This is a genomic window from Candidatus Poriferisodalis sp., from assembly GCF_965203655.1.
Classification (GTDB): Bacteria; Actinomycetota; Acidimicrobiia; order Acidimicrobiales; family Poriferisodalaceae; genus Poriferisodalis.
The window spans coordinates 930,887-957,392 of sequence record NZ_CBDBDD010000009.1; the positions used below are offsets into that span (position 1 = coordinate 930,887).

The window sequence follows — 26,506 nt, forward strand, 5'->3', positions numbered from 1 at the left end:
GTGTTGAATTTCGCTTGAAGGAGTGGGGAGCAAGACGTGTCGATGCCCGGAATCTGGACGGAAGACGATGACGGCTGGGTGCTGAGCCCGCCGGCGGGTTTTCCGGACGAGGCCACTCTGCACGATCTGATCGAACAAGCGCCTGAGATGCTGCCGCTGTCGGGCGCACCCCAACTTCTGATCCTCGGCAAGGAAGCGCCGCTCGGCTCGGGTTTCGCAGATCTGGTCGGCGTCGAGACGTCAGGTAGGCCGGTCATCATCGAGGTAAAGCTCGCCCAGAACAACGAAGCCCGGCGGGCGGTGGTCTCGCAGATCTTGGCGTATGCGGCGAGTTTGCACGGAATGACGCGGGAGCATCTTGAGGAGCGCTTCGGCAGCTACCTGAAAGCCCGCGGTCATGACTCGCTGGAGGCGGCGGTGAGCGCGACCGAAGGCGGCGCCTTCGATTCTGACGAGTTCACGGAGTCTCTCGATGAGCATCTTCGCGAGGGACGATTCCGGCTTGTTTTCGTACTGGACTCGGTACCGCCAGAACTGATGACGCTGGTGGCGTACTTGGAACATGTCACTGACAAGCTGGTCATCGACTTGGTTGCAGTCAACGCGTTCGACATCAGCGGGAGTTCGGTCGTGCTCCCTCAACGTGTGACGCCTGAACGGCACGAGGTGACTGTCGAACGAACTCGCCGTCAGGATTCCGGCACGCTGTACACCGGAAGCGAGCGGTTTGAAGCCACTATCAGTTCGGTTCCTGATGAATCGCAGGCAAGGCTGCACCGCTTACTCGAGTGGGCACGCGACCTGGAGCGACAAGGCCTTGTCAGGCTCTCAACGTACGAAGGAAAGGGGGCGAAGCGTCACACCCTCCTGCCTCGACTCATGGGCGACAATGTCGGGCTGGTCACGATCTGGAACGACGGCGGGGCGTCTCTCCAGTTCTGGCGCAGTGTGTTCGAGAAGAGGGCGCCGCATTTCATCGGACAGATAGAGGAACTGGCCGACGTCCAGATCGGGAAGGGCAACACCGTTCGGGATTTCAACGACGAGTTGTTGGCCGCTCTCACCGAGGCGTATCGCGACGCGTCGCAGGCGGAGATGGCCTGACGAGATCGTCGTGTGGCCGACGATTCATCGAGCTGGCGCGGTTGGTTGTGTCGACGCAGGCGCGCAGTTCTGGCTGTGACAGCCGGGATTGTCGAGTCTCCCGACGAACGCAGCTAGTCCGGGCCGGCGATGAGCCACTCGCTGCCGAACCGCACAGCTTTGGGATCGGGCCGGCCAGATCCGCCTATGCTGCCGTCGGGCAAGACGAACCGGTGAGCGACCGCACTCCGCTCTCCGCCATCGAGGTACACGACCCGCTCGCTACGGGTGCCGGGCGGCTGTCCCGAGGACGGGCTGGCTGTACCGCTGCTTTGCACCAACTCAGCAACTTCACCTGACTGAACACGAGGTAGCACGTAGTTGTTGAAGATGGCCCGGACTTCGGTGGGCGGCGTGTGTGAATACTCTGTCATGGCTACGAGTAGGAGAAGGCGCGCACCCGGCGGTTCCGACATGCTGGCGATGCGTCCTGTGAGCGCCCTGCGCACATCCTGATCCAGCGACGGCGAGCAGCGAAATCGTTTTTCGGTGGGAGCCGATGGGCAGCGCCGGGTACCGTTGGATTCGTGACAGGTTCGGCCCCTCGATCGCTGCCCAGCCGGAACACCGGCCAGGACAGCACGCGCGATGTTGTCGAGGCGTGGCTACGAGCAGGAGGTTCCGACCCCCTTGCGCTTCAAGCGGACCTGACGGCCGCGTTCATCGCGGGCGACGAAACGGCGTTGGGCTTCGAAGTGTGGCGATTGGTGTGTGAAGCCAACGAGACCGGTTGGGCGGACGATCGGCTGTGCGAGGCCTTGTCACGTGCACTGGCTGATGACATGCAACAGGCAGCGGCGGGGGCAAGCCTGAGCGATTGACGCTCGCATGTGCCGATGCGCTATGGCAACGAGGGTCAGCTTGCGAGTTCGCGGGCCTGCTCTCTGAAGGACTTGATGGTGTTCTCGGCGAGGATGCTGTAGTCGGCATCGAGCACCTCGAACATCCGCCCCGTGGGCTCGTGCATCGAGAACAGCACAAGTGAGCCCTCAGGGCCGCCACGCTCCATGTGCACGTCACCGCCCGGGCCGTTGCAGTACGTGCCGGCGGGCCGGACATCGTGGTGCACCTCATTGCCGTCGACGTCGATGTCGATGACGTGATGCTCACCCTCGAGCACCAACGAGGCGGTCGTGGCCACGTGGCGGTGGAAGTGGCAGTAGGCATCGGGCGCCCAGCGAATAAGCAGGTCGAGCCGCCCGACGTCTTCCTGATGGCCGAGCACGGCGATGTCGTAGTCGATCGGATAGTCGAAGCGCGGTCCACCCTCGTAGTGGATCCACTGGAGTTCGTTGGTGTCGAAGCGGAAGCCAGGGTTCTTCTCGGTCACGTTCGGTTCCCTCCAAGGGACGGCGCCATGGGTAGGCCGGACTCCCGAATGTACTGATGAGGCCCGTTGCTGCGCGGCAGCACCCTTGGACCGGCAGCGCTTCGGTGGCAGGATGGCGCTGGGTCTGCGTGGCCCGAGCCCCCGTGGCGCAACTGGACAGCGCAGCGGGCTTCTATCCCGCCGGTTGCAGGTTCGAGTCCTGCCGGGGGCGCATCTGGGAGCTTCCTCGTCGAGCCTCTACCAGCGACACCCGGAGCTCGAGCAAAACTCCGATCAGGGGGCTGGCGCCGCTCGGACCTTCCCTTGAGCCTTACGAGCTTTTTGTTCGGCCTTGCGAGCAGCTTTGTTCGTGAACGCGTTCTCGAGGTCACTGCCCGCGAACTCGTCAGGCACTTCACCAGTCGTCGCATAGAGGTACAGCGCCATCTTGAAGATGCCGACAATGGCCGACATGGCCACCGTCACCGTCAGCAGCCATGCCACGCCGACAACGATGCCGAGGACCAGCGCCACCAGGCTTCCCCACCCGACGGCAACGATCATGGCCACAAGCACCAGACCTGGCAAGAGGAGGAGGAAGCTGATGAGTTCGAATCCCAATTGGGCGATGAGGCTCTTTCCCCACGTCTTGCGGAACAGGCCGAAGGAACGTTTGCATGAAGCAACGGGGCCGGTCTCTTCCACCACCAGTACCGGCACGACGAGGAAAGTGAAGAAGTACCAGATGCGCTCAAGTACCCAGGCCACGATCAATGCCCCGAGGGCGGCGAACTGACCGATCACGGGAATCTGGCGACCAGCCTGTTCCATGTGACGCAAGAACATAGGCAGTCGGTACAACAATTCGAAGACGAACCCAACCAAGCCGGCGAGGATGGCCCACGGCACGATGACGTGCAGACGGGACTTGGCGGCCGCCATGCAGCCTTCGAAGGTCGGCGTTCCGCCCTGGAGACTCTCCCAGGCGCCGTAGGTCAGCGCGGCGGTGAAGAACACCGACGCGAAGGTGCACAGCAGGACGGCAACCAGGAGCACGATCCACAAGATGGGTTCAGTTGCCCATTTGCCGGGGTCATCCACCGTGTAAATGTTGAGTCCATCGGTAGCGATCCACACCACTGTCCATGCGACGGCGCAGATCGCCGCCACGGCAGCCAGCGTCAGGGCCGGGAAGGCCATGAGGAACCTGTCGCGCTTCAGAACTCCATACGACCGTGAGGCCAGGATCCTCGTCCGGCTCCAAGTGCTCCTCAGCTCGCGGAAAATGGCCATGGCGACGACCCTAACAGCGGCCCTTGGTGATGGCCGTGGACAATCCGCTGGCCAGGGCTGCGGCCGCGTCCCGTCGTGATGCCCGTCGTCGCGTCCCGTCGGCGCCTCGGCATCTGTTGTTCCACAGGACGCGCCGGCGACGCAAATCGCTATGGCGTCCACGGTCAACGCGGGTAGGTTCACCGGATGCCGTCCGGCTCAATATCCGACGCTGATGCTGTGCCGAGCACCTCTGCCGCTGCCGAGGTGTTGTCCATCGCAGCCACCAACGGCGCCGTGACCGACCAGCACGTCGACACGGACCGCATCGAGAAAGCCGTCAGAGAGATCCTGCTTGCCATCGGCGAGGATCCCGACCGGGACGGCCTGCAGAAAACCCCCAAGCGCGTTGCCCGCATGTACGCCGAGGTGTTCGCAGGCTTGCAGGAAGACCCTGCGCATCACCTGAAGGTGCAGTTCGAGAGCGGCCATGACGAGATGGTCATGGTGCGTGACATCCCCTTCTATTCGATGTGCGAGCACCACCTGATGCCCTTCGTGGGCCGTGCCCATGTCGCCTACATTCCCAGCGAGCGGGGCATGATCACCGGCCTGTCGAAGCTGGCCCGGCTGGTGGAGGCCTATGCCCGCCGGCCGCAGGTGCAAGAACGCCTGACGACCCAGGTTGCCGACAAGCTGATGGAGGTGCTCGAGCCGCGGGGCACGCTTGTGGTCATCGAGGCGGAGCACCAGTGCATGTCGATGCGAGGCGTGCAGAAGCCGGGGTCGCTCACGATCACGTCGGCGGTGCGTGGGCAGTTCCGCAACACCGCCACTCGCGCGGAGGCGATGCACCTCATCGGCGTCGGCCGCTAGCGGGCCGCGTGCTTCGGCACCGAGCAGAGCGGTCATGAACACAGCGGACGCACTCGCCGGCCCGCCCGAGTTGGGGCGCAGCGTCCTGATAGGTCCAGGCGACGCCGTCCCCGGGGCATGGTCTGGCTGCGAACGGGTGCGGGTCAGCCTGAGCGGCATCAGCGCGGCGACTGGCCGCCGGTTGCGTGAGGCTTGGCTGGGGCGGAACCGGCTGGTCATCGAGCTCGACGGTGAGTTTCCCGAACCGTCGCCGGTGTGGCAGTCACCTTGGTGGGAACTGTCGCCGGGGATGACCATGCGATCGGAGGTCCTGGCGCACCTGATCACCGCCAACGCCATCGACGCACGGCAGCCCGGGCAGGCCCGGTTCGCTCCCGTCGAGGCGGCGCTGCGGCTCGGCGCCGTGCCTGCGAGCGGGTCAAGCACGCCTGCCGAGAGCGGCGGCGATGTGGTCACCGAGGCGGGACCGGTGTGGTGCGACGGCGGACCGCTGGAGGCGTTCGAACTTCCGGCACCGGTGGTGCCCGCGGCCAATCTGGCGGCGGGCAGCCTGCGCGGAGTCCAGCCGGCCGAGCCGCGGGCCGATCTGGCATCGGATCAACATGCGGCTGTCGGCCACCTGGGCGGCGCTGCGTGCATCGTTGCGCCGGCAGGTTCGGGCAAGACCCGGGTGCTCACCGAGCGGGCCCGCTATCTCGTGAGGGACCTGGGGGTTGCCGCCGGGGCCGTGTGCCTGGTGGCGTTCAACGTACGGGCCCGCCGCGAGATGGAAGAGCGCACTCGTGACCTGACGGGACTGCAGGTGCGCACGCTGAACAGCATCGCCCTGGCCGTCTGCAACGGGACTGGCCCCTTTGTCCGCCCGGCGGGTCGGAGCCGGGTCGAGGTCATCGACGAGATGGGTGTGCGAGACCGTCTTGACGGCCTTGTCAAGCGGCGTCGGCGGGCGATGACCGATCAGCTCGCACCATGGCTGGAGGCACTGAGCGCCTCCCGGCTGGGGCTGCGTGATCCGGTTGCTGTCGAAGGCGACTTCCAGCCCGACGTGCCGGAGTTCTCGACGTTGGCGCCGCGCTATGTCAAGGACTTGTCGGCCGACGGACTGGTCGACTTCGACCAGCAGATCATCGGGGCCATCGAAATCCTGCTGGCCGACCCGGCAGCCCGGGCCGCCGCACGCCGTGCCTGCGGTGCGCTGCTGGTGGACGAATTCCAGGACTTGACGCCAGCACACCTGCTGATGATCCGGCTGCTGGCGGGTCCCCGCGCCGACGTGTTCGCTGTGGGCGACGACGACCAGACCATCTACGGCTACGCCGGCGCATCGCCGCAGTGGCTCATCGATTTCGACAAGTACTTTCCCGGCGCAGCACGCCACCACCTGAACGTCAACTACCGCTGCCCGCCGCCCGTGGTGCGCGCCGCAGTCAACCTGCTATCGCACAATCACCGCCGTATCGACAAGCAGATCACAGCGCCAGCGGAGAGCGTCAGCGACGCTGTGGAGTTGTCTGCCGACGATTCAGCGTCGACGACGATGCCGGACGCTGGACACGACAGCGGCCCGAGCGCCGCCGCCAACTGTGACGAAACGGCACTCGCCGTCAGGACCGGGCCGGAGGCGGCTACGGCACTGCGCGAGACCGTGGCAGCCCTGATCGACGGCGGGGTCAGGCCATCGGACATCGCGGTGCTGACGCGAGTCAACAGCACGCTGCTCGTGCCGCAGATCGTGCTCGGGGAGATGGGTGTGGCTGCAGATGCACCGCTGGGTCGCGGGTTCATGGAGCGCACCGGTGTTGCGGGCGCGCTGGCGTGGCTCAGATTGGCCGTCGCGCCCCGTCACGCACTGCCCGGCGGAGCGCTGTCGGACGCAGCGCGCCGCCCGCCGCGTGGAATCTCGCCTCGCGTGATCGAGTGGATCGGCGAGCAGCGCAGTCTCGGCGCCTTGCGGGCGCTGGCGGGCCGTCTCAGCGACGACCGCACGGCGACCAAGATCGATGAGTACGCAGACGACATCGACATGCTGCGGCAGCGAACCGCGAACGAGCAACTCTCCACCGAGGCCATCCTGGAGATCGTTCGGGATGAGCTGGGCTTGGGTTACAGCCTCGACACCCGCTTGGATGCCTCGCGCCGCTCCGTGGACAGATCCGCTCACGGCGATGACCTGCGAGCGTTGATTTCGGTGGCCCACTTGCATCCCGACCCGGCCGGCTTCGCTGCGTGGTTGGCTGACCGTCTGTCAGGATTCGGCGACTCGGACACAGCCGGATTCGGCAATGACGAGGCCCGTTCTTCGAGCAACGGCGCTGCCGTGCGCTCGGCGCACTCGGCTCAGCGGTCGGGTGTGCGGCTCGCGACCGTTCACCGGGTGAAGGGTCTCGAATGGCCCCACGTCATTGTCTATGAGGCCTCGGCGGGCCTGATGCCGCACCGTCTCGCCCACGACATCGAGGAAGAACGCCGCGTCTTCCACGTGGCACTCACTCGCTGTGCTGCATCCGTCACCTTCATTAGCGACGATCCGCCGTCGCCATTCTTGGCTGAGCTCAGCCAACTCGCTCCGCCGCTGCCCGCTGAGCCCGAGCCCGTGCACTTCGGAGGGACATCGCCCGAATCGCGTGGCGGCACAGCGTCTGGAGCCGGCGCAGGGTCCGGCAGCCGTGCCGACCCGGACGACACAGCGGTGCTGCCGGGCACCGGCTCGCGTCCAGCGGCCCGTCGACCGAAGCCCGAACCGCCGACCGATCCGAGTGATGCGGCGCTGTTCGAAGCGCTGCGCACCTGGCGCCTCGAGCGAAGTCGAGCCGAAGGCGTGCGCGCATTCAGGGTCTTCTCCGACGCGGTTCTGATTGAGCTCGCCACCCGGCGCCCCAGCAACGATGCTGAACTGCTGGCCGTGCACGGCATCGGGCCGGCCAAGCGGGACTCCTATGGCGCGGAAGTGCTGGCCCTCATTGCCCAACACGCCTGAGCGACCCGCACCGCATCAGACCGCGAGCGGGCCTTGGCCGGCGAGGAATCGCTGCGCCATCACCATCAGCACCACCCAGTATTCGGAACTGGGCACGAAGTCGTCGAGCGTCACTTCGAGCGTGATCTCGCTTGCGTCGGGATGCCCGGCTGACGAGATGCCCTTCACCGTGATCGAGGGGGCACCGCCAAACAGCGCGAGCAGGTCGGCGATTGGCGCGTCGAGCACCGCGTCGACCTCGTCGCGGGCCAGCACATAGTCGGTGAGCGGGCGGTCGTCGCGTAGCAGGTACACGCTGGTCAGTTCGCAGTTCAGCGTTCCTTCCCCGCTGTCGTCGGCCAGCCGGCGGACCCCGAGCGGTACCAGGTCGGTGCCGGCGGGGGTCACGCCCAGTTCCTCTTCGAGTTCCCGCACGCCATCGAGCGGCGCTTCACCCGCGGCGAGATGCCCGGCCGCGCTGATGTCGATCAGTCCCGCAAAGGCCGCCTTGGCGCGAGAGCGCTGCTGCAGCACCGCGGTCGGCACGCCGTCACGCAGCGTCACGATCTGGCAGTGAAAGACCCGGTGCCATTCGCCTCGCTCGTGCACCTCGTCCCGTGGGGCAGTGCGCAGGTAGCGCCCGACCTCGTCGACGACGTCGAGCTGTTCCACGCCGGGCGCGCTATCAGTCACCGCCACATTGTTCCCGCTGGCGAGGCCAGCAGTGCGCAACGCCGCAAGCCTGATGCCGACGGCGGCATGAGAGGCAGTTGACGCTGCCGACCGTTTGTCAACGGTGTGGTCGCCCGAGAAGCTGCTGCCGAATGCGGCAGCGGACAGTGGGCGGCTACAGCAGTTCGGTGTACTTGTCGAGGACCGGCAGCACGGTGTCGGCGTCGGCCGGGGGTAGGCCGAGCACCACCCGGGTACAGCCGACCTCAGCGAGGCTCTCGATGATCTCCGGCTTGGGCGGTGTGCCGAACTGGCCGAACTCGATCTCATCGGGGTCACGGCCGGCTTCTATCGCCGACTCCCGGATCTGCTTGATCGGCACGTCGAAGTCGTAGCGGCCCGAGATCGGCATCCAGCCATCGCAGAACTCCACGATGTCGGCGATGGTCTTCGGCCCTGCGGCACCGCCGAGGATGACCTTCGGCCCGCCTTCTTGGATCGGTTTCGGCCATGCCCATGACGAGTCGAAGTTCACCCACTCACCGTGGAACTCGGCTTCGTCCTTGGTCCACAGCTCGCGCACCGCCAGCATCATCTCGCGGGTGATCGCACGCCGGTCGGTGTACTTCACACCGTGGTGGGCCAGTTCTTCCTTGTTCCAGCCGTAGCCGATGCCCAAGATGAACCGGCCGTTCGAGATCCGGTCCACGGTGGCTGCTTCCTTGGCCAGCCAGAGCGGGTCGCGCTGGGCGACGAGCGTGATGCCGGTGCCGAGCATGATGTTCTCGGTCACCGCGGCCGCAGCGCCCAGCGACACGAACTGGTCGTGGGAGCGCCAGTACTCCTCGGGCAGCGGCGGTGCGCCTTCACGGCCGCCCCACGGTGTCTCGCGGCTGGTGGGAATGTGGCTGTGCTCGGGGAACCACAGCGACTCGAAGCCGCGTTCCTCAGCAGCCTTGGCCAACTCGACCGGCCCGATGGCCTTGTCAGTGGGGAACATCATCACGCCGATCTTCACAGCGGTCCTCCTGGTAGGTGGGGGAGCGGTTGCGCCCGTGGCCCGTTGCGGCCGCCGCTGAGAGTAACGGGCACGCGTCACTTGCGCCGAGGTGCCTGCTCGCTGGCCCGCTTGATGCCGGGCAACGATGCGTAGGGCACCGTCGTGGCTTCGCGTACCGTTGTGCCGCAGGTACAACGCAACGAGGTCCGATGTCGAGCAGGACCGAGTCGGGTTCGTCCCTATCTGGGAGGCAGAGTGAAGATCACCATCGACGTCGACAAGTGCATCGGCAGCGGTTCGTGCGAGATGATCGCTCCGGGCATCTTCGAGGTCGGCAATGACGGGCTTGTGCAACTGCTGAACGACAGCCCCAGCGCCGAGGATCACAGCGCCGCGCGCACGGCGGCAGCGAGCTGCCCCACCCAAGTCATCTCAGTGGACGACTGACCGCACCGCATCGCAGGGCGCGGCACCGCATCGCACCGTCGACCGGCAACGCCGGGCGCCGACGCTAGTCCAGTGGGCGCCGGTCCAATAATCCACGCAGGCCCTCCGTACCGCCACCGGTACGATCGATCTTCGAAGTCGGACCGTCAGCCCTGCTGACTCAGCACTTCGCTCTTCTAACTCGGGAAGTGGCGCAGCCTGGTAGCGCACCTGCTTTGGGAGCAGGGGGTCGTGGGTTCAAATCCCGCCTTCCCGACTGCCTAGTGCGAGCGAGCAAGCTTCGCCCTCGCTAGGGACAACACACGAGCGCTAGGCCACGGACAACAGCGATGGGCACGAGCTATTGGACATGAACGTCTCGAATAGCCGCCCTTCCTTGCCGATGAACACCTACTGGGTCGTGCCCGGGCGTATCGCCGCCGGCGAGTACCCGGGCGCGTTGAGCCGAAAGGAAGCCGCCTACAAGCTGAGGATTTTGCTTGAGGCGGGCATCAGCCGCTTCATCGATCTAACCGAGCCGTATGAAGGGTTGGAGCCGTACGCCGAGATTGCTGCCGAAGAATCCAGCCGGCTCGGCACGTCAGTCGAGCATTCCAGGCACTCCATCGTTGACCTCGACGTGCCGCAAAGTCCGCAGGACATGGCGGCGATCCTCGATGCGATCGACGCTGCGCTGAGCGAGGGCAAAACGGTGTACGTGCATTGCTGGGGCGGCGTTGGCAGAACTGGCACGGTGGTTGGCTGCTGGCTCGTGCGTCATGGCATGACCGGTGACGAAGCTCTGGCCCAGATCGCGGAATGGTGGAAGGGCATGGAGAAGGCGTACCGCACGCCGCGCTCGCCCGAGATGCCGCGCCAACGTGAGTACGTGCGCAATTGGCGGGAACCGTCGCCGGAGGGCGCTGGGTGAGCGAGATCACCACGCTGGATCGCTTTCGGGGGTGTTTGCTGGGGCTCGCGGCGGGTGATGCGCTGGGCACCACGCTGGAGTTCAAGCCGCCCGGCACGTTCGAGCCGATCGATGACATCGTCGGCGGTGGTCCGTTCGGCCTGGAGCCCGGCCAATGGACAGACGACACCTCGATGGCGCTGTGCCTGGCCACCAGCCTGGTCGAGTGCGGCAGGTTCGACCCGGTCGACCAGATGCAGCGATACGTGCGCTGGTGGCGCGAGGGCTACCTCTCGAGCACTGGTGAGTGCTTCGACATCGGGATCACCACCAGCGCAGCGTTGTCTCGCTTCATGCAGCACGGCGATCCCTACGCCGGATCCGCCGATCCCAACAGTGCCGGCAACGGTTCGCTGATGCGGCTTGCGCCGGTGCCGATGCGTTACGCCGGCGACGCTGCCGAGGCCATCGCCCGGGCAGCCGACAGCTCACGGGTCACCCATCAGGCGATCGAGGCCGTCGATGCCTGCCGCTACTACGCGGGCCTGCTGGTGGGCGCCCTGCGGGGGGTCGACAAGCAGACGCTGCTGTCGCCGGGCTATTGCCCCGTCGAGCGACTGTGGGAGCGCGACCCTCTCGCCGACAAGGTTGCACTCGTCGCCAGCCGATCGTTCAAGGATCGTGAGCCTCCGCACATCAAGGGCACGGGCTATGTCGTCGATGCGCTCGAAGCCGCACTATGGGCGTTCGACCGCTCCGACACCTTCCGCGAGGGCGCCCTACTCGCCGTGAACCTCGGTGACGACGCCGACACCACCGGTGCCATCTACGGCCAGATCGCCGGCGCCCACTATGGAGCCGAGGCGATCCCAGCGACCTGGCAGGGGAAACTCGCGATGGCCGGTGAGATCACCTCGCTGGCCGACCGCCTGCACGACCACTCTGCCGCGGTGTGAATCGGCGCTCAGCGGGCGGTGGGGAATCCCAGGTCGACGCCGCGGTCTGCGGGGTCAGGCCAGTGCTCGGTGACGGCCTTGAGGCGCGTGTAGAAACGGATGCCTTCGGGGCCGTGCATGTGGTGGTCGCCGAACAGCGAGTCCTTCCAGCCGCCGAACGAGTGGTACGCCATCGGCACCGGGATAGCCACGTTCACACCGACCATTCCGATGGGCGCCTCACGCCGGAACCGCCGGGCGGCACCGCCGTCACGGGTGAACAGCGCCACGCCGTTGCCGAACTGATTGTTTTCGATCAGCTCCATCGCCTCTTCGAACGAATCCACCCGCACCAGGCACAGCACGGGGCCGAAGATCTCGTCCTCGTAGACCTTCATCTCGGTAGTGACCTCGTCGAGCAGCGTGGGGCCTACCCAGTAGCCGTCCGGGTGTCCGTCCACCTCCAGGCCGCGACCGTCCCGCTGCACGACGGCGCCCTCGGATTCGCCCAGGTCGATGTAGCTGAGCACCCGGTCACGGTGCTCGGCGGTCACGAGCGGTCCCATGTCCACCGCCTCCGCGCCGAGCCCGTTGCCGATGCGCAGACCGTCGATCCGCTCGCAGATCGCGTCCGACAGCTCGTCGGCGATCGCGCCCACCGCAACGACGACCGAGATAGCCATGCAGCGCTCGCCGGCCGACCCGTAACCAGCCGACACAGCGGCGTCGGCCGCCTGGCCGATGTCGGCGTCGGGCAGCACGACCATGTGGTTCTTGGCACCGCCGAGGGCCTGCACCCGCTTGCCCGCCATCGATGCCGTGCGATGAACGTGCCGGGCGATGGGCGTCGAGCCCACAAAGCTCACCGCATCCACGCCGGGGTGTTCGCACAGCGCGTTCACGGCATCCGCGTCGCCGTGCAGCACGTTGAACACGCCATCGGGCAGCCCAGCCGCGGCGAACAGCTCGCCGATCCGCACCGTCACCGACGGATCCTTCTCGGACGGCTTGAGCACAAAGCAGTTGCCGCAGGCGATGGCCACCGGGTACATCCACATCGGCACCATCGCCGGGAAGTTGAACGGGGTGATGCCCGCCACCACGCCGACGGGCTGGCGCACCGTGTAGGCGTCGTGCTCGGTGCTGATGTCGTCGGTGCGCTCGCCCTTGAGCAGCTGGCCGACGCCGCAGGCGAACTCCACCACCTCGATGCCTCGCCGCATCTCGCCGAGCGCATCGGCCCGCACCTTGCCGTGCTCAGCCGAGACCATCTCGGCCAGCTCCAAGCGGTGTTCCTCGAGCAGCTCCCGGAAAGCGAACATGATCGCTGCGCGCGACGAGATCGATGCATCTCGCCAGCTCTCCCAGGCCGTGCGCGCCGCGCCGACGGCTGCATCCACATCGCTGCCCGACGCCATGGGCACGGTGGCGATCACGTTGGCGGTGACCGGGTCGGTCACCTCGAACATCGTCTTCGGCGAGCCCGCGGTTCGCTGACCGCCGATCCAGTGGTCGACCTGCCTCATGAGAGTCCTCCTTGCCGGCAGCGCTCAGTGCGGAGCGAGCGTGCCGAACCATCGCATTTTCGCAGCCCTGCGGGGCAGATGGGAACGCCCGGGCAGCGGCATCGCAGCGAGCAGGCCGTGGCTAGAGTCCGCGCCCATGAGTGACGTGAATCCCATTCCCCCAGACCGGCCATTCGTCGTCCCGTACCTGACGATCGGGGCTCGCACCGACGGATCGCCGGGCGGTGCCGCCGACGCCATCGAGTGGTACACGGAAGCGTTCGGCGCCACCGAGACCAACCGCCAGATGGCGCCGGGCAGTGCCAAGCTGATACACGCCGAACTGGTGCTCGGCGACGGTCTGCTCTTCCTCGCCGACGACTTCCCCGAGTGGGGCGGCGAAGCCTCTGCGCCTGCGGCGCTGGCTGGCTCGACGGTCACGCTGCACCGTTACGTCGCTGACTGCGACGCCACCATCAACAAGGCGGTGGCGATGGGCGCAGAGGTGCTGATGCCGCCCGAAGACATGTTCTGGGGCGACCGCTTCGGCAGCGTCCGCGACCCGTTCGGGCACAAGTGGTCGATCGCGACCCACGTGCGCGACGTCACGCCCGAAGAGATGGAGGCCGCGGCTGCGGCGATGTTCGCTGATGGGCCTCCGGAGGGTTGAGCAATGGCAGTAACTGATTTTGCGGGATGCATCGCCGTGGTGACCGGCGGCGGCACGGGCATGGGCCGTGAGCTGGTTCGCCGTCTGGCGGCGGCCGGGGCGCATGTCGCCGCATGTGACCTGAATGCGGAAGAACTGGCACGCACCGCAGAGCTGGCCGCCAGCGGCTCAAGCGGCGTGCGCATCACCACCCACGACTGCGACGTGACCGATGCCGACGCCGTGGCGGCGTTCGCCGCCGAAGTTTCCGCGCAGCACGACACCGACCACATCAACCTGCTGTTCAACAACGCCGGCATCGCCGGCGGGGGCAGCTTCGTGATCGACGACCAGCGAGACGCCTGGGACAAGACCTTCGAGGTCTGCTGGAACGGCGTGCTCAAATGCGCACGGGCGTTCATGGACATGCTTGTGCGCTCCGATGCAGGGGCGATGGTCAACACCAGCAGCATCAACGGCTTCTGGGCGACGGTCGGCCCCGGCTTGCCGCACACGTCCTACAGCGCAGCCAAATTCGCAGTGAAGGGCTTCACCGAGGCGCTCATGGTGGACTTGGCACTGCACGCGCCGCACGTCAGCGCCCACGTGGTGATGCCGGGCCACATCGGCACCTCGATCGCGTCGAACAGCCTTACCGCCCACGGCGTCGACATCCCCCTCATCCGCAAGAACATGGCAGCGCGGGGAGTCGACCTCGATGCCTTCAGCGATGAGCAGGTCGAAACGATGCTCAACGACCGCAACACCCGATTCCGTGACGATGCGCCGACCAACGCCTCCCAAGCGGCCGAGATCATCCTCTCGGACGTGCTGGCTGGCCGGTGGCGCATCCTGGTCGGCGACGACGCGTACGCCATCGACCAGGCGGTGCGGGCCGACCCCGAAGACGCGTACACCGAGGCGTTCATCGAGCGGATACGCGACCAAGGGCACCTGCAGGTACTCGGCCGCTAGCCGCCCCCCACCAAGCGCGCCGCTACCCTCAGCCGTCGTCGCGGACGTAGTTCAATGGCCAGAACCTCAGCCTTCCAAGCTGATGATGCGGGTTCGATTCCCGTCGTCCGCTCGACCGAACCTCAGCCTTCCAAGCTGATGATGCTGGCAGCACATGGAGTGCTGCGGGTAGCTCAGTGATTCCCGTCGTCCGCTCCGACTAGGCAGCGCGGATCGGGCCGTCCTCGAGCACCTGGCGGTTCGCGATCACCTCGTCGATGATCCCGTACTCCTTGGCCGCCTCGGCGTCCATGATGAAGTCACGGTCGGTGTCGGTGTGGATTCGCTCGAGGTCCTGGCCGGTGTGGTGGGCGATGATCCGCTCCAGCCGCTCGCGCATCCGGTCGATCTCCCGCGCCGCCAGTTCGATGTCGGTGGCTTGGCCCATCGCTTGGCCGTAGGGCTGGTGCAGCAGCACCCGCGCATTGGGCAGCGCCATGCGCTTGCCGGGGGTGCCGGCCGCCAGCAGCACCGCCGCAGCAGACGCTGCTTGGCCCAGACAGATGGTGGTGATGTCGTTGCGGATGTACTGGCTCGTGTCGTAGATGGCGAACAGCGAACTGATGTCCCCGCCCGGGGAGTTGATGTAGATGTTGATGTCCTTGTCGGGATTCTCCGACTCCAGGTGGATCATCTGCGCGCATACCAGGTTCGCGACGACGTCGTCGATCGGCGTACCCAAGAAGATGATGTTCTCCTTCAGCAGCCGGGAATACAGGTCGTAGGCGCGCTCGCCCCGGTTGGTCTGCTCCACGACCGTGGGCACGAGGTAGTTGCGAGCGCTGTGCAGTCCGGCGCTCGGGCCAATTGGATCCGCCATTGCGTAGAAATCGGTCGTCACGTTGCTTCCCCAGTTTCGTCAGTATCAGATTCGTCAGAGCCTGTGTCGTCGGAGTCCGCGTCGTCGTCGCTGCCGGCGGGCGACGGGAGTTCGAGCGCTGAGCGATCGATCTCGTCGCCGTCCGGTCCTATGAGTGTGGCGGCATCGACGGCCCATTGCAGCGCCTTGCCCTTGCAGATCGCTGCTGTGAGGTGTGCCAGCCCATCGTTGTCCGCCATGACCTCGCGCAGCTGCGCGGCGCTGCGGCCGTCGGTGGATGCCAGGCGCTCGAGCTCGTCGTCGATGTCGGAGTCTTCGGCCTGCAGTTCCTCGGCGGCGGCCAAGGCACGCAACGCGAGGTCCAAGCGCACCCCTCGCTCCGCGTCGTCACGCAGCTCGCCGATGAACGACACCGGCTCTTGACCTGTCGCCTCCAGCCAGCTCTCGATGGTCATGTTCCGCTGTTGGAGGCCGCTGCCCAGCTCGTTCATGCGATCGGCGATGGCCCCGCTCACCATGGCGTCGGGAACCGGTCCGTCCACGAGGCTCGCGAGCTGCTTCTGCACTTCCTCGCGCAGCGCCATGTTGGCCTGCATGACGAGCCCGAAGCCCAGTTGCCGCGCCGTCGCCTCGCGCAGTTCCGCAACGTCGTCATGTTCGGTGTTCTCGTCCACCCAGTCGTCGGTGAGCTCGGGCAGCACCAGCTCTGACACGGCGTTGACGGTGATCTCGAATTCGATCTCCATGTCAGTCTGCACGGGATGGGTTGCACTGAAGGTCAGTTCGGTGCCTGCCTCGCAGCCGATGAGCTGCTCGTCGACCTCGGGAACGATGCCGCCGCTGCCCACCTCGTAGAGGTAGTCCTGCGCCGAGAGCCCGGGAAGCGGTTCGCCCTCGACCGAGCCGTCGATGTCGATCGTGACGCGGTCGCCTTCGGAGGCCGGACGGTCCACCTCGGCGATGTCGGCGAACTGGCGCCTCGTCTCGTCGATGCGCGCGTCGACCTCCTCGTCGGACGGCTCGGGGCTCGGGATCTCCACCTTCATGTCGTGGTAGCCCGAGATTGCCACTACCGGTCTGATCTCGACGGTGGCCTCGAAGGCCACCGGTCCGTCGCTCCCGTCAAGGGTCAATTCCAGCTCGGGCTGGTTGACCACGTCGACCTGGTTGTCGCGCACCGCCTCGGCGTAGTAGCGGGGCAGGGCTTCTTCGAGTGCTTGGGCGCGTCCGATGTCGACACCGAAGTGAGATTCGAGCACCCGGCGCGGCGCCCGCCCCGGACGGAATCCGGGGATGCGCACTTCACGAGCGAGCTTGCGGAACGCAGCGTCGATATCGGCGTCGAAGGTCTCTGCGTCGACCTCGACGGTCAGCTTGACGCGCGGGCCGACGAAACGCCCCGCGGGGGACTCGTCGCCGTCCCCCTCATCGGCGCCCACTTCATCGCTGCCCGATTCATCGACGCCTGCTACATCTACGACGGGCGCAACCGGCGCCTCGTCCTCGAGCGAGGGGTCGGATTCGGAAACCGGCGCGGGCCCGATGAAATCCGCTGGATCCAGCGGCGTCAGCGTCGTCTTCACGAAGCGCGGAGCCTACCGGCGCGCCCTGACCGCTCCCCGTGCGGGGCGCGGCAGCACAGACACCCCCGCAGAAACGGATCGCGCCGCGCAGCGCCCGCTGTGCCATCCTTGGCGGTCAATCCAAATCGACCGAAGGGGTGTCGCGCCCGTACCTGCCGTGTGCGACCCTTGTACGGCCATCGACGACAGATGCGACGATGGATGCTCAGCAGGAGGGAGGTGCAACGTGGCGAAGTTCGGCGAGGGGGGCGAGCTGCTGAAGTGCTCGTTCTGCGGCAAGTCCCAAAAGCAAGTGCGAAAGCTCATCGCGGGCCCGGGCGTCTACATCTGCGACGAGTGCATCGACCTGTGCAACGAGATCATCGACGACGAGGTCGAGGAGCAGCCGCAGACGCCGTTCGAGTCGGTGCCCAAGCCACGCGAGATCTACGCCTTTCTCGACGACTACATCATCGACCAGGACCGCACCAAGACGATCTTGTCGGTGGCCGTGTACAACCACTACAAGCGGATGCGCCTCGAACCTGCGGGTCCCGGCGTCGCCGAGGATGTCGAGATTGCAAAGTCCAACATCCTGCTGATCGGCCCGACGGGCTGCGGCAAGACGATGATGGCGCAGACCCTCGCTCGCATGCTCAACGTGCCGTTCGCCATCGCCGACGCCACAGCGCTGACTGAAGCGGGGTACGTCGGCGAGGACGTCGAGAACATCCTGCTCAAGCTGCTGCAGGCGGCGGATTTCGACGTGAAGCGGGCCGAGACCGGCATCGTCTACATCGACGAGATCGACAAGATCGCCCGCAAGGCCGAGAACGCCTCGATCACCCGCGATGTGTCCGGAGAAGGCGTCCAGCAGGCGCTGCTGAAGATCCTCGAAGGCACGGTTGCATCGGTGCCGCCCCAAGGCGGTCGCAAGCACCCGCACCAGGAGTTCCTGCAGATCGACACCAGCAACGTGCTGTTCATCTGCGGAGGTGCGTTCGACGGTCTTGAGCGCCTCATCGCTGACCGCGTGGGGGAGCGAGGGGTCGGATTCGGCGCGAGGCTTCGCAATGCCGCCGATGCCTCGGCGCTCGACATCCTGCCGGACGTGCTGCCCGAAGACCTGCGCCATTTCGGCCTGATTCCGGAGTTCATCGGCCGGCTGCCGGTGGTCGGTGTCGTCGACCCGCTGGGTCCGGACGCGCTGCGACGGATTCTCACCGAGCCGAAGAACGCCCTTGTGCGCCAGTACCGCCGGATGTTCGAACTCGACGATGTCGAGCTCGAATTCACCGAGGACGCACTGGAAGCAATCGTGGATCAGGCCATGCTCCGCAACACGGGCGCTCGAGGGCTGCGGGCCATCCTCGAAGAGGTCTTGCTGGGGCTGATGTACGACCTGCCGAGCCGTGACGACGTGGCCCGCTGCATCGTGGACCGCAGCGTCGTGCTGGAACAGGTGAATCCCACGCTGGTTCCCCGCTCGACCGTGACGCGCCGGGCCTCGTAAGCCGCGCATCTTGAACCCAGGGCAGTCAGAGGACGGACCGCCGACCACAGGGCCACACGGCGCGGGCGCAGGGCCGCTGCGCGACTACGAGGCTGCGCTCGACTGGCTCGACTCCCACATCGATCTCGAGCGTCTGCTCGGCGGTCCCGAGGCGACCGCGCCCACGCTCGACCGCATGTGGACGCTCATGGGAATCTTGGGCGACCCCCAGGACAGCGTCCCGGCCATCCACATCACCGGCACGAACGGCAAGGGCAGCACTGCCCGACTTTCGGTGGCGCTGCTCGGTGCCTGCGGTCTGGCAGCGGGCAGCTACACGTCCCCGCACATCGAACGTGTCAACGACCGGATAACCGTGGCCAACGAGCCGCTCGACGACGAGTCTTTCGCGCTGGCCATCAGCGAGATAGCGGTCTTTGAGCCGATGGTGATCGACCGCTGCGGGGAACGGCCGAACTACTTCGAGGTGATGGCCGCCGCGGCATACAGCTGGTTCGCCTCGACGGCGCATGTGAACGTGATCGAAGTCGGCATGGGCGGCCGCTGGGACGCAACGAACGTCGTCGACGCAGCCGTAGCGGTGATCACCAATATCGGCGCCGACCACCTCGAGATCATCGGGCCGACGCTGGCAGACGTGGCCGCGGAGAAGGCGGGCATCATCGCGCCCAACTCAATCGTTGTGTGCGGCGAAACCGCTCCCGAGCTTGTCGACATCGTGGCCGGCGTTGCCTCCGACAACGACGCAGAACTGTGGCGCCGCGGCGTTGACTGGGACATCGCGGCCCGCCACCCGGCGATCGGCGGGCAGCTCGTCACGGTGGTCACGCCGTTCGGGGAACAGAGCGACCACTTCGTGCCGTTGCACGGCGCCCATCAGGCGGTCAATGCCGCGTGCGCCATCTGCTCGGTCGAAGCGTTCTTCGGCCGGAGCCTCGATCACGACGTCGTCGCGGCTGCATTGGCTGATGTCACGTTGCCCGCTCGCTTCGAGATCGTCGGGCGCCAGCCGACGGTGGTCATCGACGGGGCGCACAACCCCGCCGGTGCGGCCTCGCTGCGCGACACGCTCGCCGAGACGCTGTCGATCGGCGCCGGCGCGGCAGCTCCCGCTGAGGACGCCGATGCGGCAGGTCGCGTGTCGCGGGGCGTGCTGGTCATCGGAGCCAACAAGCCGCACGATCCTGGCGCGTTCTGCGAAGCACTAGATCTCGGCGTCTTCGATGCCGTGGTCGCGACGACTGCGGCGTGGCCGCGTGCGATCGCACCCGAAGATGTGGCCGATGCAGTCGAGCGCGTCGCCGCAGGAGCTGACCACAGCCCCGAGATCATCCCCATTGGCGGCGTCGACGATGCGGTGCGTTGGGCGATGGATCGGGCCGGCCCACACGGGACCGTCGTGGTGAGTGGCTCGCTGTACGTCGCGGCGGAGGCCCGGCGACTTCTGGGGGCCCGCCCGCATTAGCCTCGGACGCGCAGCCAGTGGTGTGACGCGCCATTGCGCAGCGGCAGGCCGAGGGAGACCGCGATGTCCCAAACGCTGGTGATCTGCAAGCCCGACGCGGTCGAGCGGGGCCTCGTCGGGGAGATCATGGGCAGATTCGAGCGCAAGGGTCTCACGATCTCTGCCTTGGAGCATCGCCGCATCGATCGTGAGACCGCCCAACGGCACTACGCCGAGCACGAGGGCAAACCGTTCTATGAGCCGCTGCTCGCGTTCATCACCCGTTCACCGTCGGTCGTGATGGTGCTGGATGGCCCTGCCGACTCGGGCGATGACGTTTTCGCCGTCGTCCGCACGCTGATGGGGGCCACCAACCCAGCCACAGCGGCGCCCGGCACCATCAGGGGTGATTACGGGATCTCTCCGACCGAGAACCTGGTGCATGGCTCGGACAGCGAAGCCTCTGCCGAGCGGGAGATCGCCCTGTTCTTCGGCGCCCTTGTCGCTTCCAACAGCAAGGCCGACCACTGATGGCTACCAACGGATCACCCCGGCCTCGCAAGCGCGGCAGCGTTCTCGGCGGCCGGGACATCGCAGTGGACTTGGGCACCGCCAACACGATCGTGTTTGTGCGCGGCCGGGGCATCGTGCTCAACGAGCCTTCCGTCGTCGCCGTCGACTCGATGACCGGAAACTCGCTCGCCGTCGGCCACGAGGCGAAGCGGATGATCGGCCGCACGCCAGGCAACATCACCGCCATCAGCCCGCTCAAGGACGGTGTGATTGCGGACTTCGACATCTGCGAGAAGATGCTCCGGCACTTCATCAATCAGGTCTCCCAAACACGTTGGCCGAAGCCGCGCATGGTCATCTGCGTGCCCTCGGGCATCACCGGTGTCGAGCAGCGCGCCGTCCAGGAAGCTGCCGAGTACGCGGGGGCTCGCCGGGCGTACATCATCGAAGAGCCGATGGCGGCGGCCATCGGCTCGGGCTTGCCGGTGCAGTCGGCGCAGGGAAGCATGATCGTCGATATCGGGGGCGGCACGACCGAGGTGGCCGTGATCTCGCTCGGCGGGATCGTCACGGCGCGATCGGCGCGCGTCGGCGGGAACATGATCGACGCGTCGATCGTCGCGCATGTCAAGAAGGAGCATGGCCTCATCGTGGGCGAGCGGACCGCGGAAGAAATCAAGCTGGCGCTCGGCTCGGCGTGGCCGCTGCAAGAGGAGATCTACGCCGAGGTTCGCGGTCGCGACATGGTAAGCGGGCTGCCCGAATCGGTGAGCGTCGACAGCTTGGAGATCCGCGAAGCGATCGCAGCTCCGGTCAGCGCCATCGTCGACTCGGTGAAGGCAACGCTCGACGACACTGCACCAGAGCTCGCTGCCGATGTCATGGACTACGGCATCACCCTTGCCGGAGGCGGTGCCATGCTGCGAGGGATGACCGAGCGGTTGCGCTCTGAGACCGGTGTCGCGGTGCACATCGCGGAAGATCCGCTGTTTGCCGTGGTGCGCGGCTCTGGCCAGACGCTCGAGGAATTCGACGTCCTGCACGGAGTGCTGTACTCGTCGACTGAGGGGCGCTGACGCCCCCGGCTGTGGCCCGCCGCGCCGGCAATCGGAGACGTCTGTGGCTCCGTCTGGGCCTGCTCGTCGTAACGGCCATTGCGCTGCTGACGCTTGACGCCCGCGGGTCAGGAGGCGTTCTCGACACTGCTCGCGGAGCGGTGCTGGACGTCCTCGGACCGGTGCGGACCTTCGGCGACTGGGTGACTGGGCCCATCCGGGACGCCTGGCGCGGCGTGGTCAGCTACGACGACCTCGAAGCCGAGAACGCGCAACTGCGCGGCGAGCTGGCTGAAGCGGAGGCATCCATCCTGCGGGTCGGCGAGTTGGAACGGGACCGCCAGGAACTGCTCGCGCTGCTCGGAGCACGCGACACCGTGCAGGCCATCCCCCGGGTCACCGCCCGGGTCATCGATGCACCGATATCCAATTTCGAACGCACGATCGAGTTGGCCAAGGGCCACCGCGATGGCATCCGGGAAGGGATGCCCGTGGAGAGCGGTCACGGCTTGGTCGGACAGGTGGTGCAGGTCAGCCCGAACTGGTCGCGAGTGGAACTGCTGACCGATCCCAACTTCGATGCCGGAGTACGCATCGTGCGCTCCGGTGACGACGGCCTCGTGTCGGGACGCGGGCCCGACCGCGATCTCGAGGTCAGCTACATCGAGTTGGAGACCGTGGTCATTCCTGGAGAGACCGTGGTGACCAGCGGGTTCGCCGGAAGCACGTTTCCTGCCGGCCTGCTCGTGGGCACGGTCACCGATGTTGTGCCCGATGCGGTACGGGGCGCACAGCGGGTCACTGTTCACCCCGCCGCAGACCTGACGCGCCTGCGCTGGGTGCAAGTGCTGCTCTATGAACCGGACGTGCCCGAGCCGGTGATCGTCGACCGGGAACCGGATCCGGAGCCGGATCAAGGGGGCGGTGCGTCGTGATCGGAGATCTGCGGTGATGGCGAGTTCGGGCCCGCTGGCCCGGTCGGCGCTGTTGCTGGTGGCTGCTGTCGTGATTCACGTCGGTTTGTTGAGCCATATGACCCCGGCGGGAGTCGTCATCGACCCGCTGGTAGTGCTGGCTGTGGTCGGCGGCATGGTGGGGGGCAGGGGCACGGGTGCCTCCTTCGGTGCCGGCTGCGGGTTGGCAACCGATCTGATCGTTCACACGCCATTCGGCATGTCTTTGCTGGTGCTGACGCTCGTCGGCTACCTGTCGGGCATCATCGCGGAGCAGATCGGATCGGCAGGCAGGGTTGCCCGTGCTGCAGTCGCGTCGCTGCTCGCCGCTGGCGGCATCGGTTTGTTTGCATGCGCAGGCTGGCTGTTGGATCTCGCACATGTGATCGAAGCGCCGATCGTGCGAATCGCGATCGTCACGGCGCTCGCTGCCCTCGTGGCGCATCCGCTGGTCGAGCGCGCCGTGCGGTGGGCACTCGTGATCCGCCCGCGGATTGTCACCGGCCGCGAAGGAAGATCGCTCGGTGGATGAGACGGTCCGCCGCCGGATGGCCTTCTTGGGCATCGTGATCGTGGGCCTGTTTGGGGCGCTGTTCACTCGCCTGTGGTACCTGCAGGTGCTCGAGACCGAACAGTTCTCCGTGGCTGCGGAGTCCAACCAGGTGCGCATCATCATCACACCGCCGACCCGAGGACGGATCCTCGACCGCCACGGCGTCGTGCTTGCAGACAATGTTCGCACCGGCGTCGTGACGATCGACCAGTCCAGCTACACCGAAGATCATGCTGCGTCGGTCATCGCCCAACTCTCCGATCTGCTCGACGTGCCGGAATCCCAACTCGTCAGGGGCCTCGCCGATCAGCGGACGCACCCGCTCGCCCCGAAGGTTGTCGCGACCGGCCTGGACGAGGACGGCTTGCTGCGTGTGGCAGAACGGTCGATTCCAGGCGTCGAGGCCAAGTGGGACTGGGTGCGGACCTACCCCCAGGACGAGGTTGCCGCGCACATCGTCGGGTATGTGGGGGCGATGTCGGAGCGTCAGCACCGCGAGTTGATCGATGACGGCTACCTGCCCTACGAGCGCGTCGGTCGGGCAGGCATCGAGGGTCTGTTCGAAGCAGAACTGCACGGCGAGCCCGGCCGCACCAAGCTCGAGGTCGACCGACTCGACCGTGTGCAGCGCATCTTGGCCGATGTCCCGCCGCAGCCCGGCGATGACGTCGTGCTCTCGATCGATGTCGAGCTGCAGGCGGCGGCAGAGTCGTACCTGCGGCAGGGCCTTATCGCTGCACGCAAGAACGTCAGCGAGGACTCTGGCTTCTTCTACCCGGCGCTCACCGGTGCCGCCGTGGTCATGGACGCCCGCAACGGCGACGTGCTCGCGATGGCGTCACATCCGACCTACGACCCGAACTGGATGGTGGAGGGACTGAGCCTCGCCGAGTACCGGTCGGTGTTCGAGAATCCGTACGCGCCCGGCGCGCTCAACAACCTGGCGGTTCAGGGCCTCTACTCGCCGGGATCGGTGTTCAAGCCGGTGACGGCGTTGGCGGGGCTCGAAGCCGGACTGATCTCGCCCAGGGCGGCATTCCACGATGTCGGGTATTACAGCATTCCCGAGGCGCGGGGCTGCACCGGCCGCTGCACATTCTTCAATGCCGACCGCGCCGCGCTCGGGACGTTGGATCTGTCCGGCGCGCTGACCCGTTCAAGCGATGCCTATTTCTACAAAGTGGCCGACGATCTCTACTGGATCGACGGCCCCGAGCAGTGGGCAATCCAGGACATGGCTCGTTTGCTCGGGTTCGGTTCGCCAACCGGTGTGCAGCTCCCGTTCGAGAAATCTGGGCGGATCCCTGACGGCGAGGTGAAAAAGACGCTGTTCGAGATCAGTCCCGAGGCGTACAACCCCTACGACGAACCGCCGCGCTGGTTTCCCGGCGACAACATCAATACCGGCATCGGCCAGGGCCTCGTCGCCGTCACGCCGGTCCAGTTGGCGAATGCCTACGCCACGATCGCCAACGGCGGCACCTTGTTCTCGCCCAACATCGTTGAGGCGGTGGTCTCGCGCGAAGCCGAGACGTTCGGCGAGGCGGTGCTCGAGTTTGAGCCGAGAGTGCTCGAAGTCGTGGACTTTCCCGACGGGAGCGCCGTGGTGCGGGAGGGGCTGAGCAACGTCACCAACTCCCGGCTGAGGGGCACCGCAGCGAAGGCGTTCGAGGGATACGACCACGAGGGCTACCGGGTTTCGGGCAAGACCGGCACGGCCCAGGCGCAGGGCCTCAATGCGGTGCTGCGGCGCAAGAAGGAGGACACGGCCGTGTTCGTGGCGTGGGCGCCGACGCACGATCCGCGTTACGTCGTCGCCGTTGTCATGGAAGAGGCCGGGTATGGCGGTGAGGCGGCAGCGCCGGTGGCGCGACGCATCATGGAGGCGGTGCGCGCCTACGAGCAGCGTTGGCCGGAGCCGCAGATCGCGTTCGTGCCGCCGCAGCCTGAATGCCCCGAGGTGCCCGAGGCGCTGCGAGGCGACCCGGCCTTCCTCGGATATGTGCCCGAGGGCTGCCCCTGGGGTATCCAGTTGCCCCGGGCCAACACGCCCGCTGACGCAGACGGTGACGGCATTCCCGATGTGGACGAGATCACCGGCGCACCCCAGAGCGATATGCCGCGCCGCAGGGCGGCACTGCGGCGCCATCAAACACATCGCAGGGCGGCACTGCGGCGCCATCAAACACATCGCAGGGCGGCAGTGTCATGATCGCCCGGCTGCTGAATCGCACGCACACCCGGCGCGAATTGCGATCTCCCGCGTGGTTTGCCGATTACTCGCTCGGGTTGGCAGCCATTGCCGTCGCTTGCGTGGGCATCGCCATGAACTACGCCGCGACGTGGCGCAGCCTCACCTTCGACGGCGAGGATCCCTGGACCGTCGCTCGGCGCCAGGCCATCTTCGTCGGTGTCGGCGTCGTGGTCATGGTGGTCGCGGCGGTCATCGACTACCGGGTGCTTCGCTTCTATGCCACGCCCGCATACCTGGCGGTGCTCGTCGCCCTCGCGGCGCTGTTGCGTTGGGGTCCCGAGATTCGCAACGCCCGCTCGTGGTTCGAGCTGCCATTCTTCGGCTTTCAGGTGCAGCCGTCGGAGTTCGCCAAGCTCATCGTGATCGTGTCGTTGGCTGCGTTCGTTGCCAACCACGAGGGTTACCTGCGCTTCGACACGCTGCTCAACGCTGGATTGCTGCTGATCGTGCCGATGAGCCTGATCTACCTGCAGCCCGACCTCGGCACGATGCTGGTCTTCGTGGCTGTGGCGATGGGCATGCTGCTGGTCGCCGGCGCGCAACTCCGGCATATCGTCGTCATCACGCTGGCCGGCATCCTGGCGCTGGTCCTGATCTTCAGCATTGATGCCCTGCAGGGGCCGCGGTTGCTGAATGAAACGCAGCGCAACCGCTTGACGGCCTTCCTGGACCAGGACTTCGAGCCGCTGGAAGCCTCGTACAACCTGCGCCAGAGCCAGATTGCGATCGGCGCAGGCGGCATCTGGGGCCAGGGCTGGAAACAGGGCACCCAGACGAATCTGGACTTGGTGCCGGAGCAGCACAACGACTTCATCTTCACTGCTCTGGGGGAGGAGTTCGGCTTGATCGGAGGCTCGATCCTGCTGGCCCTCTATGCGTACATGTCGGTGCGCATCTGGCAGATTGCCCGCAGTGCGAGCGACCCCTTCGGGCGACTAACGGCCGTCGGCGTGCTCTCGATGCTGCTGTTCCAGGTGTTCCAGAACGTCGGGATGACGATCGGCATCATGCCGATCACCGGCATCCCGCTGCCGCTCATGAGCCACGGCGGTTCGGGGACGGTGACGGCATTCGCTGCCGTGGGCATCGTCATCAGTGTCGGCGCGCGCCGGTATTCCCTCTGAGAGGCCGCCTCAGCCCTCTTTATCGGTAGGTGCCGGTAGCGTTGAGCG

24 protein-coding genes and 3 tRNA genes are annotated in these 26,506 nt (G+C 66.5%); 20 read left to right on the top strand and 7 right to left on the bottom strand.

Going from position 1 to position 26,506, the window contains the following annotated elements; translation table 11 throughout:
* Window positions 1–36: 36 nt before the first annotated feature.
* On the top strand, window positions 37–1,104 hold the full coding sequence (locus tag ACOGW9_RS15560; protein ID WP_419912863.1) for a hypothetical protein: 1,068 nt from the start codon (window positions 37–39) through the stop codon (window positions 1,102–1,104).
* Window positions 1,105–1,670: 566 nt separating this feature from the next.
* Complete coding sequence (locus ACOGW9_RS15565) at window positions 1,671–1,964, top strand: hypothetical protein (protein ID WP_419912865.1); 294 nt, start codon at window positions 1,671–1,673, stop codon at window positions 1,962–1,964.
* Window positions 1,965–1,999: 35 nt separating this feature from the next.
* On the opposite strand, the gene ACOGW9_RS15570 is transcribed toward ACOGW9_RS15565, so the two are convergent.
* Entirely contained in the window at window positions 2,000–2,473 is a 474-nt protein-coding gene (locus ACOGW9_RS15570; RefSeq protein ID WP_419912867.1) for a cupin domain-containing protein, read from the bottom strand.
* Window positions 2,474–2,610: 137 nt separating this feature from the next.
* Here ACOGW9_RS15570 and ACOGW9_RS15575 point away from each other — a divergent pair.
* A tRNA-Arg gene (locus ACOGW9_RS15575) sits at window positions 2,611–2,684 on the top strand.
* Window positions 2,685–2,746: 62 nt separating this feature from the next.
* On the opposite strand, the gene ACOGW9_RS15580 is transcribed toward ACOGW9_RS15575, so the two are convergent.
* Window positions 2,747–3,745 (bottom strand): DUF6159 family protein, encoded by a 999-nt coding sequence (locus tag ACOGW9_RS15580; protein ID WP_419912869.1) that lies wholly within the window; start codon window positions 3,743–3,745, stop codon window positions 2,747–2,749.
* A gap of 186 nt (window positions 3,746–3,931) precedes the next feature.
* Between ACOGW9_RS15580 and folE the strand changes: the two genes are divergently transcribed.
* Together folE and ACOGW9_RS15590 are read left to right on the top strand one after the other, a co-directional pair.
* Window positions 3,932–4,600: a GTP cyclohydrolase I FolE gene (folE, locus tag ACOGW9_RS15585; RefSeq protein ID WP_419912871.1), complete on the top strand. Its 669-nt coding sequence runs from the start codon at window positions 3,932–3,934 to the stop codon at window positions 4,598–4,600.
* A gap of 34 nt (window positions 4,601–4,634) precedes the next feature.
* Window positions 4,635–7,577 carry an ATP-dependent DNA helicase UvrD2 gene (locus ACOGW9_RS15590; RefSeq protein WP_419912873.1) on the top strand — a complete coding sequence of 981 codons (2,943 nt, stop codon included), beginning with the start codon at window positions 4,635–4,637 and terminating at the stop codon, window positions 7,575–7,577.
* Between the two features lie 15 nt (window positions 7,578–7,592).
* Here the strand turns inward: ACOGW9_RS15590 and ACOGW9_RS15595 are convergent, their stop codons facing one another.
* Window positions 7,593–8,249, bottom strand: a complete 657-nt coding sequence (locus ACOGW9_RS15595) for an NUDIX hydrolase (protein ID WP_419912875.1) — start codon at window positions 8,247–8,249, stop codon at window positions 7,593–7,595.
* 154 nt (window positions 8,250–8,403) lie between these two features.
* Window positions 8,404–9,246, bottom strand: a complete 843-nt coding sequence (locus ACOGW9_RS15600; protein WP_419912877.1) for an LLM class F420-dependent oxidoreductase — start codon at window positions 9,244–9,246, stop codon at window positions 8,404–8,406.
* A 162-nt stretch (window positions 9,247–9,408) separates the two neighbouring features.
* Here ACOGW9_RS15600 and ACOGW9_RS15605 point away from each other — a divergent pair, with 162 nt between their 5' ends.
* From ACOGW9_RS15605 to ACOGW9_RS15620, 4 genes are all read left to right on the top strand, one after another.
* Complete coding sequence (locus tag ACOGW9_RS15605) at window positions 9,409–9,675, top strand: ferredoxin (protein WP_419913104.1); 267 nt, start codon at window positions 9,409–9,411, stop codon at window positions 9,673–9,675.
* A gap of 182 nt (window positions 9,676–9,857) precedes the next feature.
* Window positions 9,858–9,931 (top strand) — tRNA-Pro (locus ACOGW9_RS15610).
* A gap of 93 nt (window positions 9,932–10,024) precedes the next feature.
* Window positions 10,025–10,585 (top strand): protein-tyrosine phosphatase family protein, encoded by a 561-nt coding sequence (locus ACOGW9_RS15615; protein ID WP_419913106.1) that lies wholly within the window; start codon window positions 10,025–10,027, stop codon window positions 10,583–10,585.
* A 5-nt stretch (window positions 10,586–10,590) separates the two neighbouring features.
* Window positions 10,591–11,520, top strand: a complete 930-nt coding sequence (locus ACOGW9_RS15620; protein WP_419913108.1) for an ADP-ribosylglycohydrolase family protein — start codon at window positions 10,591–10,593, stop codon at window positions 11,518–11,520.
* Window positions 11,521–11,528: 8 nt separating this feature from the next.
* Here the strand turns inward: ACOGW9_RS15620 and ACOGW9_RS15625 are convergent, their stop codons facing one another.
* Window positions 11,529–13,025, bottom strand: a complete 1,497-nt coding sequence (locus ACOGW9_RS15625; RefSeq protein ID WP_419912879.1) for a CoA-acylating methylmalonate-semialdehyde dehydrogenase — start codon at window positions 13,023–13,025, stop codon at window positions 11,529–11,531.
* A 136-nt stretch (window positions 13,026–13,161) separates the two neighbouring features.
* Between ACOGW9_RS15625 and ACOGW9_RS15630 the strand changes: the two genes are divergently transcribed.
* The 3 genes from ACOGW9_RS15630 to ACOGW9_RS15640 all read left to right on the top strand — a co-directional run bounded on the left by ACOGW9_RS15630 (window position 13,162) and on the right by ACOGW9_RS15640 (window position 14,740).
* Window positions 13,162–13,674 (top strand): VOC family protein, encoded by a 513-nt coding sequence (locus ACOGW9_RS15630; protein ID WP_419912881.1) that lies wholly within the window; start codon window positions 13,162–13,164, stop codon window positions 13,672–13,674.
* 3 nt (window positions 13,675–13,677) lie between these two features.
* On the top strand, window positions 13,678–14,628 hold the full coding sequence (locus ACOGW9_RS15635; RefSeq protein WP_419912883.1) for an SDR family NAD(P)-dependent oxidoreductase: 951 nt from the start codon (window positions 13,678–13,680) through the stop codon (window positions 14,626–14,628).
* Window positions 14,629–14,668: 40 nt separating this feature from the next.
* Window positions 14,669–14,740, top strand: a tRNA-Gly gene (locus ACOGW9_RS15640).
* An 87-nt stretch (window positions 14,741–14,827) separates the two neighbouring features.
* On the opposite strand, the gene ACOGW9_RS15645 is transcribed toward ACOGW9_RS15640, so the two are convergent.
* The gene (locus ACOGW9_RS15645; RefSeq protein WP_419913110.1) at window positions 14,828–15,487 is read right to left on the bottom strand and encodes an ATP-dependent Clp protease proteolytic subunit; all 660 of its coding nucleotides are present in this window, start codon (window positions 15,485–15,487) and stop codon (window positions 14,828–14,830) included.
* Window positions 15,488–15,504: 17 nt separating this feature from the next.
* Window positions 15,505–17,070 carry a trigger factor gene (gene tig, locus ACOGW9_RS15650; protein ID WP_419912885.1) on the bottom strand — a complete coding sequence of 522 codons (1,566 nt, stop codon included), beginning with the start codon at window positions 17,068–17,070 and terminating at the stop codon, window positions 15,505–15,507.
* A gap of 226 nt (window positions 17,071–17,296) precedes the next feature.
* On the opposite strand from tig, the gene clpX reads away from it, so the two are divergent.
* The 8 genes from clpX (at window position 17,297) to rodA (ending at window position 26,458) form a co-directional block, all read left to right on the top strand.
* The gene (gene clpX / locus ACOGW9_RS15655; protein WP_419912887.1) at window positions 17,297–18,562 is read left to right on the top strand and encodes an ATP-dependent Clp protease ATP-binding subunit ClpX; all 1,266 of its coding nucleotides are present in this window, start codon (window positions 17,297–17,299) and stop codon (window positions 18,560–18,562) included.
* A 10-nt stretch (window positions 18,563–18,572) separates the two neighbouring features.
* A complete protein-coding gene (locus tag ACOGW9_RS15660) occupies window positions 18,573–20,027 on the top strand; it encodes a bifunctional folylpolyglutamate synthase/dihydrofolate synthase (RefSeq protein WP_419912889.1) in 1,455 nt (484 codons plus the stop codon).
* Between the two features lie 63 nt (window positions 20,028–20,090).
* The gene (gene ndk / locus ACOGW9_RS15665) at window positions 20,091–20,537 is read left to right on the top strand and encodes a nucleoside-diphosphate kinase (RefSeq protein WP_419912891.1); all 447 of its coding nucleotides are present in this window, start codon (window positions 20,091–20,093) and stop codon (window positions 20,535–20,537) included.
* Window positions 20,537–21,595, top strand: coding sequence for a rod shape-determining protein (locus ACOGW9_RS15670; RefSeq protein WP_419912893.1), 1,059 nt, complete (start codon window positions 20,537–20,539; stop codon window positions 21,593–21,595). The genes ndk and ACOGW9_RS15670 overlap by 1 nt, the downstream gene beginning before the upstream one ends.
* 11 nt (window positions 21,596–21,606) lie before the next feature.
* The gene (gene mreC, locus ACOGW9_RS15675; protein ID WP_419912895.1) at window positions 21,607–22,509 is read left to right on the top strand and encodes a rod shape-determining protein MreC; all 903 of its coding nucleotides are present in this window, start codon (window positions 21,607–21,609) and stop codon (window positions 22,507–22,509) included.
* A 13-nt stretch (window positions 22,510–22,522) separates the two neighbouring features.
* The gene (locus ACOGW9_RS15680) at window positions 22,523–23,059 is read left to right on the top strand and encodes a hypothetical protein (protein ID WP_419912897.1); all 537 of its coding nucleotides are present in this window, start codon (window positions 22,523–22,525) and stop codon (window positions 23,057–23,059) included.
* On the top strand, window positions 23,052–25,292 hold the full coding sequence (gene mrdA, locus ACOGW9_RS15685) for a penicillin-binding protein 2 (protein WP_419912899.1): 2,241 nt from the start codon (window positions 23,052–23,054) through the stop codon (window positions 25,290–25,292). Before ACOGW9_RS15680 ends, mrdA begins: the two co-directional genes overlap by 8 nt.
* On the top strand, window positions 25,289–26,458 hold the full coding sequence (gene rodA, locus ACOGW9_RS15690; RefSeq protein ID WP_419912901.1) for a rod shape-determining protein RodA: 1,170 nt from the start codon (window positions 25,289–25,291) through the stop codon (window positions 26,456–26,458). The genes mrdA and rodA overlap by 4 nt, the downstream gene beginning before the upstream one ends.
* Window positions 26,459–26,506 lie beyond the last annotated feature (48 nt).

What these genes read in the sequence shown, in the direction of transcription:
- rodA (WP_419912901.1), top strand. Translation starts at nt 25,289, where the DNA reads ATGATCGCCCGGCTGCTGAATCGCACGCACACCCGGCGCGAATTGCGA.
- ACOGW9_RS15590 (WP_419912873.1), top strand. Translation starts at nt 4,635, where the DNA reads ATGAACACAGCGGACGCACTCGCCGGCCCGCCCGAGTTGGGGCGCAGC.
- ndk (WP_419912891.1), top strand. Translation starts at nt 20,091, where the DNA reads ATGTCCCAAACGCTGGTGATCTGCAAGCCCGACGCGGTCGAGCGGGGC.
- ACOGW9_RS15615 (WP_419913106.1), top strand. Translation starts at nt 10,025, where the DNA reads ATGAACGTCTCGAATAGCCGCCCTTCCTTGCCGATGAACACCTACTGG.
- ACOGW9_RS15625 (WP_419912879.1), bottom strand. Translation starts at nt 13,025, where the DNA reads ATGAGGCAGGTCGACCACTGGATCGGCGGTCAGCGAACCGCGGGCTCG.
- ACOGW9_RS15670 (WP_419912893.1), top strand. Translation starts at nt 20,537, where the DNA reads ATGGCTACCAACGGATCACCCCGGCCTCGCAAGCGCGGCAGCGTTCTC.
- ACOGW9_RS15630 (WP_419912881.1), top strand. Translation starts at nt 13,162, where the DNA reads ATGAGTGACGTGAATCCCATTCCCCCAGACCGGCCATTCGTCGTCCCG.
- folE (WP_419912871.1), top strand. Translation starts at nt 3,932, where the DNA reads ATGCCGTCCGGCTCAATATCCGACGCTGATGCTGTGCCGAGCACCTCT.
- ACOGW9_RS15580 (WP_419912869.1), bottom strand. Translation starts at nt 3,745, where the DNA reads ATGGCCATTTTCCGCGAGCTGAGGAGCACTTGGAGCCGGACGAGGATC.
- ACOGW9_RS15645 (WP_419913110.1), bottom strand. Translation starts at nt 15,487, where the DNA reads ATGGCGGATCCAATTGGCCCGAGCGCCGGACTGCACAGCGCTCGCAAC.
- ACOGW9_RS15635 (WP_419912883.1), top strand. Translation starts at nt 13,678, where the DNA reads ATGGCAGTAACTGATTTTGCGGGATGCATCGCCGTGGTGACCGGCGGC.